This window comes from Mucilaginibacter sp. R-33 (genome assembly GCF_049949235.1).
Classification (GTDB): domain Bacteria; phylum Bacteroidota; class Bacteroidia; order Sphingobacteriales; family Sphingobacteriaceae; genus Mucilaginibacter.
This window is the reverse complement of record NZ_CP188089.1, coordinates 5,145,720-5,158,758: the sequence shown is the minus strand read 5'-3', so window position 1 is coordinate 5,158,758 and position 13,039 is coordinate 5,145,720. Positions and strand designations below refer to the sequence as shown.

General features: G+C 43.3%; 14 protein-coding genes. 5 read left to right on the top strand and 9 right to left on the bottom strand.

All coding sequences use genetic code 11. The features are described from left to right. Positions 1-75: 75 nt before the first annotated feature. Positions 76-1,830: a carboxypeptidase-like regulatory domain-containing protein gene (locus ACP26M_RS21230; protein ID WP_426583068.1), complete on the top strand. Its 1,755-nt coding sequence runs from the start codon at positions 76-78 to the stop codon at positions 1,828-1,830. 111 nt (positions 1,831-1,941) lie between these two features. On the opposite strand, the gene ACP26M_RS21225 is transcribed toward ACP26M_RS21230, so the two are convergent. Next, positions 1,942-3,471 (bottom strand): Do family serine endopeptidase, encoded by a 1,530-nt coding sequence (locus ACP26M_RS21225; protein WP_426583066.1) that lies wholly within the window; start codon positions 3,469-3,471, stop codon positions 1,942-1,944. A 191-nt stretch (positions 3,472-3,662) separates the two neighbouring features. On the opposite strand from ACP26M_RS21225, the gene dapF reads away from it, so the two are divergent. Further along, entirely contained in the window at positions 3,663-4,448 is a 786-nt protein-coding gene (gene dapF, locus ACP26M_RS21220; protein WP_426583064.1) for a diaminopimelate epimerase, read from the top strand. A 43-nt stretch (positions 4,449-4,491) separates the two neighbouring features. Here dapF and ACP26M_RS21215 read toward each other — a convergent pair whose 3' ends face one another. From ACP26M_RS21215 to ACP26M_RS21205, 3 genes are all read right to left on the bottom strand, one after another. Beyond that, positions 4,492-4,905 (bottom strand): hypothetical protein, encoded by a 414-nt coding sequence (locus ACP26M_RS21215; protein ID WP_426583062.1) that lies wholly within the window; start codon positions 4,903-4,905, stop codon positions 4,492-4,494. Between the two features lie 168 nt (positions 4,906-5,073). Next, complete coding sequence (locus ACP26M_RS21210; protein ID WP_426583060.1) at positions 5,074-5,958, bottom strand: DUF4349 domain-containing protein; 885 nt, start codon at positions 5,956-5,958, stop codon at positions 5,074-5,076. Between the two features lie 116 nt (positions 5,959-6,074). After that, complete coding sequence (locus tag ACP26M_RS21205) at positions 6,075-6,401, bottom strand: nucleotide pyrophosphohydrolase (protein ID WP_426583058.1); 327 nt, start codon at positions 6,399-6,401, stop codon at positions 6,075-6,077. A 156-nt stretch (positions 6,402-6,557) separates the two neighbouring features. Here ACP26M_RS21205 and ACP26M_RS21200 point away from each other — a divergent pair, with 156 nt between their 5' ends. Next, on the top strand, positions 6,558-6,896 hold the full coding sequence (locus ACP26M_RS21200; protein ID WP_426583056.1) for a hypothetical protein: 339 nt from the start codon (positions 6,558-6,560) through the stop codon (positions 6,894-6,896). Positions 6,897-6,951: 55 nt separating this feature from the next. Here ACP26M_RS21200 and ACP26M_RS21195 read toward each other — a convergent pair whose 3' ends face one another. Beyond that, on the bottom strand, positions 6,952-9,375 hold the full coding sequence (locus tag ACP26M_RS21195; protein WP_426583054.1) for a TonB-dependent receptor domain-containing protein: 2,424 nt from the start codon (positions 9,373-9,375) through the stop codon (positions 6,952-6,954). Between the two features lie 123 nt (positions 9,376-9,498). Further along, positions 9,499-9,666 (bottom strand): hypothetical protein, encoded by a 168-nt coding sequence (locus tag ACP26M_RS21190; protein ID WP_426583052.1) that lies wholly within the window; start codon positions 9,664-9,666, stop codon positions 9,499-9,501. 181 nt (positions 9,667-9,847) lie between these two features. On the opposite strand from ACP26M_RS21190, the gene ACP26M_RS21185 reads away from it, so the two are divergent. Next, entirely contained in the window at positions 9,848-10,444 is a 597-nt protein-coding gene (locus ACP26M_RS21185; RefSeq protein WP_426583050.1) for a Crp/Fnr family transcriptional regulator, read from the top strand. A 115-nt stretch (positions 10,445-10,559) separates the two neighbouring features. After that, the gene (locus ACP26M_RS21180; RefSeq protein ID WP_426583048.1) at positions 10,560-11,147 is read left to right on the top strand and encodes a DUF308 domain-containing protein; all 588 of its coding nucleotides are present in this window, start codon (positions 10,560-10,562) and stop codon (positions 11,145-11,147) included. A 153-nt stretch (positions 11,148-11,300) separates the two neighbouring features. Here ACP26M_RS21180 and ACP26M_RS21175 read toward each other — a convergent pair whose 3' ends face one another. Genes ACP26M_RS21175 through ACP26M_RS21165 form a run of 3 tightly spaced genes read right to left on the bottom strand, consistent with a single transcriptional unit; the run spans position 11,301 to position 12,882 of the window. After that, positions 11,301-11,660, bottom strand: coding sequence for a hypothetical protein (locus tag ACP26M_RS21175; RefSeq protein ID WP_426583047.1), 360 nt, complete (start codon positions 11,658-11,660; stop codon positions 11,301-11,303). Then, entirely contained in the window at positions 11,661-12,296 is a 636-nt protein-coding gene (locus ACP26M_RS21170) for a hypothetical protein (RefSeq protein WP_426583045.1), read from the bottom strand. Continuing rightward, positions 12,259-12,882 carry an outer membrane lipoprotein carrier protein LolA gene (locus ACP26M_RS21165; RefSeq protein WP_426583043.1) on the bottom strand — a complete coding sequence of 208 codons (624 nt, stop codon included), beginning with the start codon at positions 12,880-12,882 and terminating at the stop codon, positions 12,259-12,261. The genes ACP26M_RS21170 and ACP26M_RS21165 overlap by 38 nt, the downstream gene beginning before the upstream one ends. Positions 12,883-13,039: the final 157 nt, after the last annotated feature.

Genomic DNA, 13,039 nt, shown 5'->3' with positions numbered 1-13,039 from the left:
CGCGATTGCTTCGTGCCTCGCAATGACGTGGTGGAAAAATTGCTGGTTTATTAATATTGGCTGAATAATACTTTTATGTTGTATAAACTACATCGTTACCTAAACTATACCATCTGCCTGCTGCTTCTTACGGCTTTAACCGCTCGTGCCGATTCCATCCTTTCCAAAAACATATCCGTTCATGTAACTGAAATGCGCTTAGGTACGGTGCTTAAAACCATCGAACAAAAAGGCAACTTCTACTTTTCGTACAACAGCAACATTGTAAAAACCGACAGCCTGGTTACCATCAATGCGGATAACTGGACGATTAAAGAAGTGCTTGACCACATGCTTCGCTATCGCTTTGAGTACCGCGAATCGAAGAATTTTATTATCCTGAGATATGCACCCCTCCAACTGACCATAGTTACCGACAAGACCGCTACCGAGGGCGACAATTACAACATCAGCGGTACCGTAACCGACGAGCAAACCGGTCATAACCTGCCCAATGCCAGTGTATACTCGCACGAGCAATTGCAATCGGTACTGACCGATAAGGAAGGTCATTTTGATATTAGCCTGCATAACGAAGGCCAGCCGATCACCCTCACCGTCAGCCGGGAATTTTATAAGGATACTACGGTTACTTTTTTAGCAGATGTTAACGTAAGGAGCACCGACACCACCCTGAAGAAAAAACGCAGCCTCCTGGGGTATATCCTTAGTGACGATTATTCTGGGGTCGAAAATACTTCGCTGGGCAGACTGTTTCTTTCCACCAAACAGCAAATCCAGGCGGCCAATCTCGGCGGGCTGATTGCACAGGCCCCCTTCCAGGCTTCGGCCATACCGGGCGTAAGCACTCACGGCAACTTCAGCGGACAGGTAGTGAATGTGGTTTCCCTCAATGTTGTGGGCGGCTATAATGCCGGGGTTGATGGCTTTGAAATGGGCATTATTTTCAATTTAGATAAAGGCGACGTTGGCGCGGTACAAATAGCCGGGATCTTTAATGTGGTGGGCGGCTCAGTAAATGGCATTCAGCTTGGCGGCATGTACAATAACGTGCTGGGCAACGTGCGGGGCATTCAGCTGGCCCTGCTCCATAACAGCGTAAAACAAAACATGAATGGCCTGCAGTTGTCGGCCCTTTACAACCATACCCGCGGATCAGTCAGGGGCATTCAGTTAGGGGCGATAGGCAATATTGCCGGCAAAAATTCTGATGCGCTGCAACTTGGCGGGATCGGCAATATCGCACAACAAAAATTTGGTGGTCTGCAAGTGGCAGGCTTGTTCAATTATGCCAAACATCTTACCGGGGTGCAATTGGCGCTGGTGAACATTGCCGATACCTCATCAGGCTTTAGTATCGGGCTGCTGAATATTATTAACAGCGGTTACCATAAGCTCGCTATCTCCACTAACGAAACTCAAAATATTAACCTCGCCTTCAAAAACGGCAACAACAAGCTGTACACCATTTGGCAGGGCGGTATGCGGGTTGATGGCAACAGTAAATTATATTCATTTGGTTTGGGGTTCGGGCGCGAGTTTGGACTGGGGCAGCACCTGGCTATCAACACCGAAATTGGTTCAAGTTACCTGTACCAGGGTACCTGGTTAAAAACCAATCAGCTTAACAAGTTCAACCTTGATTTCACTTATAAGGTAAGCCGGAAGTTTTCAATTTTTGCAGGCCCGTCATTGAATTTTCTGTATTCGGATCAACGCAGTCCTGTTGATGGTTATGCTTATGTGCGGGACCTGCATCATTCTTTTATTCGTGATAATCGTAACTGGACTGGTTGGGTTGGATGGAGCTTTGGGGTTAATTTGTTTTAAATAGTTTTAGGGCGAACAAAAGCCCTTTCAAGTCCCGAAATTCTCCATAAAAAGAAAGCCCCAATCTCAAAAGAGGCCGGAGCTTCCGTATGCAAAATCACTTAAAAAAGCTTATTGAGCCGGGAACGCGCTGCTAAAGTGCGAACCATCGGGGTAGATCCCGGCAATAATGATATTGCCCTGGATAGGTTTTACAATTGCCTTGTCAATATCTTCGATACTGCTAATCGGCAGTTTGTTAATGCTGGTGATCACAACGCCTTCGGGTATTTCGGCGGCGTCAAATAAACCACCTTCTCGTACCTGGGTAACCAATACACCGGCGTTAACATGCAGCCTGTTCTTTTCGGCAGGGGTTAAAGCGTGGAAGCTTGCGCCCAGTTTGTTAAACAGCTCTTCAGCCGATTTAGACGCCGCGATACGGTTTGATGGTGCTACGGCATCTCCTTTAAGCGTTACCGCGAAATCTTTGTCCTTACCATCGCGCAACACGGTAACGTTGATCTTGTCGCCGGGTTGTAAACGGCCTACACGCTCCTGCAGATCAGATGATTCATAAACCGGCTGACCTTCAACCTTAACAATGATATCGCCTTTGCGTAAGCCTGCCTGCTCGGCACCGCCGCCCGGTACAAGGTCGTTAACATACAAGCCGTTGGTGGTTGTCACATCAAGTTTTTGGGCTACGTCGGGATTAAGTTCGGTGAACGTTACGCCTACAAAACCGCGTTTTACTGTACCGAATTTCTTGATATCGTTCAGTACTTTTTTAGCCAGGTTAACCGGGATTGCAAAGCCGTAGCCTTCATATGAACCGGTGTGTGAAGCGATAGCGGCGTTAATACCGATCAGTTCGCCACGGGTGTTCACCAGGGCACCGCCGCTATTGCCAGGGTTAATAGCCGCATCGGTTTGGATGAACGACTCTATAGCTTTGTTCAGCTTAGGAGTCGACTGGTTGCGGGTACGGCCAAACGGGTTATCGTCATCATTGTTTTCGCTGCCAATAATACCAATGTTACGGCCTTTGGCGCTGATGATACCGGCTGTAACGGTTGATGTTAAGTTAAAAGGGTTGCCTACAGCTAAAACCCATTCGCCAACTTTAGCGTCGTCGCTGTTACCTAATTTTACAATTGGCAGGTTGTTAGCGCTAACTTTAATGAGAGCGAGATCTGTACTTGGGTCGGTGCCGATAACTTTGGCGCTGAAAGTACGGTGGTCATTGGTAGCAACGGTAATTTTATCGGCCTTTTCAACCACGTGGTTATTGGTTACAATGTAACCATCGGGCGAAATGATAACACCAGAGCCTGATGCCATCTGTGGGCCTTGCGGACGCACCCGCTGACCAAACATATCGCCAAACATCTGCTCCAGCTGATCCTGTCCGCCGCTGCCTTTGTTAGTATAGGTTGTGCGGATATAAACCACCGCCGGGGTAGCTGCCGCCGCTGCCTGGGTAAAATCAAGGTCGCCGGTTGATGAAACCGGAGCTGAGGGGTTGCTTGTAAAATATACCTTTTGCTTGTCTTCAAAGCTCAGGTTGTCGGAGTACTTGTTTTCGATAACCTTATATACTCCTAAGGCCATCGCACCTCCAACAAAAGCGGTTAATAGTGTTAAACCAATCTTTTTCATTTATTATTTGCCTTTCTTATTATTAAGTTTACTTATTTTACAGATCAAATTTAATACCATATAGACGAGATAATCAATGATTAGTTATCCCGTTTTTTGTTAAAATTTGTTAAATAGATAAACATCGGCTATTTTAATTGTTAGCACGGGTTTTGTTGAAGACTAAAGGGGCTGATATTAACAGGATAATTGTGAAGATACATTTTTATAAATACCAGGGCGCAGGCAATGATTTTATTTTGATTGATAACCGCGATAACAGCGTTGATCATCATAATCCTAAGCTGATTTCGGGCCTGTGCGATCGTCGTTTCGGTATCGGGGGTGATGGTTTGATGCTATTGCAAAACAAAGACGGATACGATTTTGAGATGATTTATTACAATGCCGACGGCCAGCCGAGTAGTATGTGCGGCAATGGCGGGCGCTGTATTGTGGCCTTTGCCAAATTTTTAGGCGTTATTGAATCGGAAACTGAATTTTTGGCGGTAGATGGCTCGCATTATGCCAAAATTTCAGACGAAGGTGATTGGGTAAGTCTGCAAATGATTGATGTAAACGAAGTTAATACTGATGCTGACGCTTATGTGCTTAATACCGGCTCGCCACATTACGTAAAGCTGGTTGAGGGGCTTGAACAGCGCAATGTTTACCAGGAAGGCCATGCTATCCGCAATAATGCCACTTATCGCAAAAACGGCATTAATGTAAATTTTGTTGAACCAATGAAGGAGGGCTACTTTGTACGTACATTTGAGCGTGGGGTAGAGGATGAAACTTTTGCCTGCGGAACAGGCGTAACTGCAGTTGCCCTGGCCATGGCGCAGCACAAACAACAAACCGGGCATATTACCACTCCTATAAAAGTATTGGGGGGCAACCTCAATATCCGTTTTGATTATGATGGCAGCGCCTTTACGGAAATCTTTTTAGAAGGGCCGGCTGTTAGGGTTTTTGAGGGAGATGTGGTTGTTTAAAGGAGAGACAAGATGGGCAATGATATTTGAGAGAACCGGGCGCTCAATGCACCGGCTTTAATAAATTAAAAAACGTCCCGTCCATTATAACATTGCCAATGGCGTCAAATGCGCTTTTCCTGGTGACTTCGTCCTGCATATCTTCAGCGTAAAAAATATGGTCAACGCCTAATGTTTTCAGGAAAGGATCCACCTTGGAGTTCCATTTGTTTTTATAGCAGCAAATCCTGATATTTTTGTATGCAATGTTTGTGCTTAAACGGCGAAGGATCTTTTCGATGTCTTGAGCAAGATAATCGTAATCAAGTATGAGCAGGTTGGGTTTGATATCGTGTATGGATGGAAAAATAGCCGGAATAGCTGAAATATGTTTAAAAACCTTGTTATTAGGCAATACCTCAAGGCCAACTACATGGGGGGCAACCAACAGTACAACTTTAGACCGTACACGGATCATGATCAAATAATTAGGTGCTTAAAATTAGGTGTTAAATTTCTACTTATCAAGCATTTATTAAATAATTTAGTAAAGTTTCTACCCTTTTAATTAAATCTTCATTAGTTAATACCTTTTTGCATTGGCCTTTTTATAATTTAAATATTAAATTAACTTTAACGATATTTTTTATGCCTCTGTTAACACAGTTGCTCTCCTTCGTTTTTTCCAGCGGATGATTAACAGGTAAATAATTAACGCAACAAATATTAAAGGCCACAGGGATACTATTGAAAAGAACATGTTTTGCATGGTATCCCAGCCGGTGCTCAGTGAGTTTTTAAACTTATAGCCAAAACCATTGCCATTGTTAACCAGGTTGGCCTGCCTGGTGTAAAAGCTGATATCCAGCGAACTGTAACTCACCTGGCTGCTTAAATAGTTCAACTGCCCTTGTGCCGAGTCAATTTCGGTACGGATAGCGGCAAGCTTATCTTCAATAGCCAGCAGGTCGGTCATTTTGATAGCTTTAGCAGCCAACTGCAAATAACGCTGCTCTAACTGCTTGTTATTGTTGATTTGTGCCTTAACGTCGATGAATTGCGTTGTCACATCCCTGATGTGAATGTTTTTGGAGTCGATATGATCTGCATTGGAAGTTAAGCTATTTAAAAAAGCATCAAAGTTTTTAGAGGGAACCCTGATCTTGAGACTGTATTCCTTTTGATTGGTTTCGCCGCTGTTGGTCTCATTTTCTTCGGCAAGGTAACCGCCTAACTTTTTGAGCGATGAAACGATGTTTTGTCTTGCTGCTTTCGGATTGCCGGTTTCAAAGCGAATGTCGCCTTCCTTGATGATTTTTTTGGCGGTGTCGGCAAAAGAGGAGTTAGGTGCCGGTGGTTTATTGGCAGTACCGGCGTCTTCGAGTTGATCCGCAGTTGCTATGCTTTTTTCTTCGGCGGGCGGAGGAGGGATTAACTCAACGTTGGCCACATTTGCTTTTTGTTCAGTTTGATGCTTGCATGACGTTAGTACAAGTAAAAAACTTACCGACAGTATAAAATAGGTTTTCATAATAAGGCTTTTTAACTGTTTTAGATCAAACGCCTCGTGCCTTATTAAATTGTATTAAATTTAATTTTTAAGGAATTTTATTTTGTTTTTTTTATTAATGAAAAATTTAATTTCAACTATTTCAGTTTTTCATTGTTTTTATGCCGGTCGGCATCCCGGATGCTTTTCTTTTCCATGTTCTTTTCCAGGGCGTCGGTTAGGTCGATGCCGGTTTGATTGGCAAGGCAAATAAGTACAAAAAGAACGTCGGCCATTTCGTCGGCCAGGTTAACTTCTGTATCTGATTTTTTGAATGATTGCTCGCCGTATTTTCTGGCCATAATGCGGGCCACTTCGCCAACCTCTTCCATTAAAATAGCGGTATTGGTAAGTTCGTTAAAATACCTGATGCCGGTTGTTTTTATCCAGTTATCTACAAGTTGCTGTGCCTGGCTGATCTCCATAAAGTAGCTTTAATGTGGTCGAATTGAGTGTGCACGAATTTCACGAATTTTTTTGATTGATAGCCTACCGGATGGCTTTCTAAATAAATGAAAATATTTTGTAAGGTTTCATTTATCAACCCGACTAAGCGGCAAATACCAACTAAAAAATCAAACATGAAAATCACATCAATTATTTCGGGCTCCCTTATCGCCACCCTCGCTATTGCCGGCATTACAGCTAATGTACAAGCTAAAACATTAAATCCTGCGCATAATACCGTTATGCTAAGCGACACCGGTAAAATGAAAAAGGACAAGATGAGCAAAGACAAAATGAGCCACGATAAAATGGCTTCGGGCAAAATGAGTACTGATAAAATGAGCAAGGATAAAATGAGCCATGATAAAATGGCATCAGACAAAATGGGTTCGGATAAAATGAGCCATGATAAAATGTCAAAAAGTAAAATGGGTAAAGGCAAAACGGGGAAAGACAGCACAGGTAAAATGTAACCTTGTTTTTGTTTTGTAATTGTTTGAAAGGGGCCGCAAAAGCCCCTTTTTGCTTTTAATGGATCCGGCCTTTCTCTTCCTGGTTGCCGGTATCCTGCTTTTCTGCTTTGTTTTGGCTATTGCCAAAGCGGTAACTGATGCCAACAAGAGCATACCTGTTAATCTGGAAGTTGGTGTATTTTTGCCTTACCCCGTTAACAATTGTAGTAACTGCCGATGCGCTGCTCCTGAAAACATCGTTAATTACAAACGAAACATCGAACTTCTTTTTAAAAACGGATGCTTTAAGACCAAGGTCGAGTTTATAATAGGCGTCGCTGCGACCAACATGGTCTATCTCCGGAAACTGGTACCAGAAGTTTACCGCACATGAAAATGATTTATCGGCATTAAAATAGATGTTGTTGTTAGTAGCAATATACGTCCCGAAGCCGCTGATCCCATTTACTGTAGTCAATGCCGATTTTGCATCTGTATGATAAAAAGTGAACTGGTTATTATTATCAAGCCAGCTAAGCAATTGCATCGAATAATTTTCGGAAATACCCGCCCGGTAAGTTTTAATAAAATTGAGCGGAGTAGTATAAACAAGGTTGGTATCCGGCCGGGCGATGGTTACATTGTTAAAACCACTATTGGTAACATTTAGAAATATGGCCGAAGTAAGTCTGTTTTTGTAGGTATGCGAAAACTCAAAATTGGTATTGTATTCGGGTTGAAGGTAGGGGTTGCCTTCGCCGTAACTGTAGGCTGTAAATAGGCTCTTGAAAGGGTTAAGGTTCCAAAAGGTTGGCCGGTTTACACGCCTGCCAAAATTTAGCGAAAGGATATGATCAACCCCTGCCTGGTAACTCACCGTTGCCGAGGGGAACAGTTTAGTGTAATTATTAACAGTAGTTTGGTTAAGCGTATGCGAAAAACCTTTGGTTTCGGTTCGTTCAACCCGCAAACCGGCCTGGTATTTCCATTTGCCATCCTCGCGGCTTATGCTTCCATAAACAGATTGGGTGTTTTCGGTGTAGGTAAACTCGTTGCTCAGGTTATCGTCATAACGCAGTGAATCATTAACGGTTTTTTTATAATAGAATGCATTGCTGTAATTGTTGATAAAGCTGAGCTTACCGCCAAATGCAAAGCGGGCATATTTGGCAGGTACAACAGCATCTGCTTTAAAGGTATAAATATTAATATCCTGCTTGTTGGTATCATGATAGCGGTTGCGGCTGGCAGCATTCAGAGAACCATTGGCAAGGTAGGTATTGCTTTCAAAGTCAGACCGGTCGGTACGGTAATAGTTAAAGTAATCAGCATTAAGCAGCAGTTTGGCGCCGGCTGTATCCAGTTTTATAGTACCGTGCAGGTTAACGGCGTTGCTTATAGCTACAGGATGGTAGGTGGCATAAGTTCTTAATGTTGAATCGATAGCGCCGGTACTGTTGTTGATGATGGGGTTGCTCACATGGTCTGATCCGTCATAGATGTTTTTCCCGCCCTGGTAATTTATGCCGACCGTAACTTTTGAGCTCAGGCGGTAATCGGCACCGGCTATAAGATTTAAATTGTGATAGCGGTAGTTGCCTGTATCGGTTTGCAGCCAGGTTTGTTTGGGGTAATAAATATCGGTTTCAAAGCCTTCCAATTCGTGGTCGTGATCAATATTTACGCTGGCATAGGCCGATAATTTGGCCGAATTATAGTTGATGTCACCACTGGCATTAAACCACCAGTAATTGCTGGTGCCATAAACAGTGGCCGGTTTATGCAGCCATTGTTTATCATTGATCTGTACACTGCCCGAATAACCTTGCTTTTTACTGTGTTTGAGAGTGATGTTGATGAGCCCGGAATTCCCTTCGGCATCATAATTAGCGCCCGGGTTTTTAATGAGCTCGATACTGGCCAGCTGGCTTGCAGATAGTGAACGCAAATAGCGGAGCAGATCGGTACCGGCCAGTTGTACCAGCCTTTCGTTCACCATAACCTTAACGCCGCCCTTGCCAACAATACCCAAGTCGTTATCACCAACCTTTACGCCCGGTACCCGGCCTATAACAGTAAGTGCATCAGCCCCCGCCGATGTTGCACTGGTTGACACATTATAAACCAGCTTATCGCTCCTGTTTTCAACAGAGGGTTTGCTGGCTGTTACGGTTACCTCATTGAGCCGCGTAATAAGGTCGGTAAGGGTGATGAATAGGGTGGTGTCATGCCGCAGGTTTAGTTTAATTTCTGTTTTCTGATAGCCGGTGTATGTGATGGTTAGGTAATAATCCCCATTATCAACATCGGTAAAATAAAACATACCCAGCGAATCAGTTTGTACTGCCCTTATTTGTTCGGATTGCTGCTGCTGAAGGTTAACAACTGCCAGGGTTACCGGGCTTTTTGAAGCATCGGTTATTTTCCCGCTAACTTTTACCTGCGCAAACAGGCTGCTGTGAACTATGCTGAATAATAAAAAACTGTAAATGTATTTCAAACCGGGAGATAGACAGGGTTTATAAAGCGGTAAAATAAACAAAAAACCGCCGCAAAATTACTTGAGGCGGTTTCTTTTTATTTAAAAGGTTGTCGCGGTTATTGATAGGGGAGTTATAAAATTTTAATAATTGCTTTTTATGTGCTCCAGCCCGCCGTTTTCTGTAACATGATATTCAGAATGCAGGAGCGCATCGGCATTGATCTTATTTTCTTTCTTTTTGTTTTTTCTTGGACCAGATGCCGCCAGTATGATGGCACACAGGAAAAGGGCCACCTCGATCAAACTCATTAACATGGCGCGATAATTTTATGTTTTTCATGATGCTGATTGATTTTTTTAACGATTGTTTTTTATCCTGAATTTAGTTTGAATGTAAAATAAGAAATTAAACTTTCATTTGATTAACCAAGGTGAAAAAGGGTGTGGTTTTTTGTACCGATATTTGAGAGGATTACACATTTTTTACACTATGCACGAAAAACAGGAGGTATTGAACGAACTGCTTGGCAATTTTGCCGAATTATCGGCAAATGATGTTGCCCTTAGCCTGCCTTACTGGCGCAGCCGTAAAATTGTTAAAAGTGATTTTTTTAATATGCAAAGCGTTGTATGTACCGATCTGGCGCTGATAACCAAAGGTCTGTTCCGGATTTATTATGTACACCCCGAAACGCAGGAAGAGAAGAATATTTATTTTTTCTCTGAAAAGCAATTTCTGGTATCATTCAGGAGCTTCATTAACCAGTACCCCTGCGCTTATTTTATACAGGCGATGGAAGATGCCGAGATCATCTCCATCAATTATACCGATCTCCAATATCTTTATACAACCCCGACCGGCTGGCCAAGGTTTGGTCGCCTAATTGCCGAACTGTTCTTCAACCACTCGCAAGCTCGCACAGAAGAGTTTCTATTTAACACCGCCGAAGAACGTTACTTAAAAATGGTAGCCCAGCATCCCAACATTGTAAACCGGATTCCTGCCTATCACATTTCGTCGTATTTAGGAATCAAAAACCCATCGCTAACACGAATCAAAAAGCGACTATCCCAACAAAAGCCGTAAAAACGATACTCTGCTGACAAATGTCCCATCCGGTTTTCACCTAAGTGAAAATTACTGCCCGGTTTTGTGCCCAATTTTGCTTCATCAAACAAAAACGAAAACAAAATTGAAAGTCATGTCAGCAAATAAAACATTGATCATAGAAACATCAGCCGCGGTGAAAACAGCACGCGAGCTGCGTAAGCTTTATTATACAAGAGTAGCATTTTCGGTTACCTGGGTAATATTGGTATCCTTATTAGCCAAAACCTCATTCACCGCAGCTACTATCCTGCTCGTAATCTATCCGCTTTGGGATGTTGTGGGTACATTCCTGGATATCCGCGCTAATCAGGGTAATGGCACATCGGTAACGCCACAGTATGTAAACGCTGCTATCAGTATTATTACAACCTTATCAGTAGGTTTTGCTATAACCAAAGGTGTACCTGCTGCATTAATTGTATTTGGTGCCTGGGCTTTGTTAACAGGATTGATCCAACTGGTGCTTGGCTTGAAAAGGCGAAAAGAGTTTGGCGGTCAATGGCCGATGATATTGAGCGGCGGCCAATCTATGCTTGCCGGCGTGTCGTTCATCGTCATGGCACATTCGCCTAATATGGGGATTGTGAATTTAGCAGGATATTCAGCATTTGGGGCTTTTTATTATTTATTGGCAGCTATCAGGTTAGGAAAAAGCGCTAAGGCGGCTCCGCAGAATTGATATTCGCCTTTTATTATAAAACTATTTCATTGCGAGCGTAGCGCGGCAATTTCGTCGAAAGCAGAGCGAACCTGCAATGTATTTATGCATAGCTACGAGATTGCCACGTCGCGTCCAACGCTCGTCCCCAGCAGCTCCTCGCAATGACATTTTTTATTTAAATACTCCCTTAAACTTCAAAAACACAATTCCCTCATTTACCAGCTGTGCATCTGCCTTAACCTGCTCATCAACGGTACTCATCTTTATCTCCAACCCAAACTGGGGGTATTCATTAGGGTTGATGAACGACAGAAACTTGATATTATCAGCCTTAACAAGTCTTAACTTTTTGCCGAGCTGATTTTCCAGCACTTCTTTAATCATCTGCATCATACACACACCCGGCACAATAGGATTACCGGGAAAATGCCCCTTAAAAATCTCATGCGCGGGGTTAAGGGTGATGGTTGTTTTGAGCAAACAGCCATCTGTTTCGGGAGTGGTAAAATCGAAAAAGTTATTGTTAAGCATCTATCTTTCCAAACGTTTAAGGCCGATATTAAATTTAAAATTCTTATGGCTGATGCCGATGGTATCGGGGATGCCGTCATGAAAATCTTTCATAATGGCCTGCACAACGGGTTTCCTGTCGGATGAGCGTTCCATGCGGATCAGTTCTGTTCCGGCTTTGTTAGTTATGTAATAATTAGCGCCCTTTTCCTGCGGAAAAACGTAGTACAGGTAATGGTCGTCCTTGCGAATATAGGCCGTTTCCGGATTTTGTTTGCGCATCATCACCAGTTCAAAATCTTTCTGCAGTGTAATGATCGCTGGGCGCTTATCCATTTGCTTTATGATGTAATATACCTTAAAGCCTCCATCGGGTTTAAACTCAAAATCAAAAAATTTAAAGCCCATTTCATTACTGAACACCATACGAACGCTTTTATCGGGCAGGGTTTTAATCAATAGCAGACCGCTTAAATGGTGACCGCCTATAACATCCACCTCGGTTTTGTAAAGCGCCCGCGTAAAATCAGGAGCAAATTTCCTGATCTCACGTACGCTGCCTTCGGCCGGTTTCAGATTTTTATAAACCGATGAGCAGCTTGCCAAAATGAGCAGGTAGCTACTTAATAGCAAAAAGCGCATCCGGGATACTGGCATTGATCTCTTTATTAGTGAAACGGAGTGTGGTACTATCGCCCGAGTTTTCCACCATTTGGATAGTGTCTACGGAATAGTCCTTTTTATCAACGGTAATTTCAATGGTTTTGAAAAACTCGCTCAATTGCTTGTTAACAGGTGAAAGCGAAACCAAATAAGTGCCCTTGTTTTCATAAACAGCCGACTTGAAATCGCCGCTGTTGAGGGCCGTTCCCTGGATACAATCCATCACAATTTTATTGATCTGCTTAAATACCTTGTTAGAGCGGGTTGATACCTTGTTTTCCTTTTGCCCATCTTTTATGTACACATTGTCCTTGTTCAGGATCATGAGGTAGCTGAAGGGTTGGGTATATTCCATCCGCAGCATATTAGGCTTACGATACCAGAATTTGCCTTTAGAAGTGATCTTTTCCGAGAGCATGCTCAGGCTTTTCTCCTGGGTGAAATCACTTTTAATGCTATTGGTTTTTGCGGCGACATCGGCAAATTGCTGCTTAAATTTGGTAAGATCGGATAGCTGGGTATAGCCTGCGTGTTGGGCTTGGGCAGAGATGGCCGCGCAGATGATTATCAAAAGAATCAATAGAGACTTAGTACATGATAAAAGTGTGGCGGCCCGCGCGATTCCTTCCTTGGGGAAGGAGGAGGTAGGGGTTAAACGCTGATGAAAGCCCTCCCTACACCCTCCCGAGGGAGGGAATCGCACAGCCCCTGCTTCAGCTTTTAATATTTTATTTTCA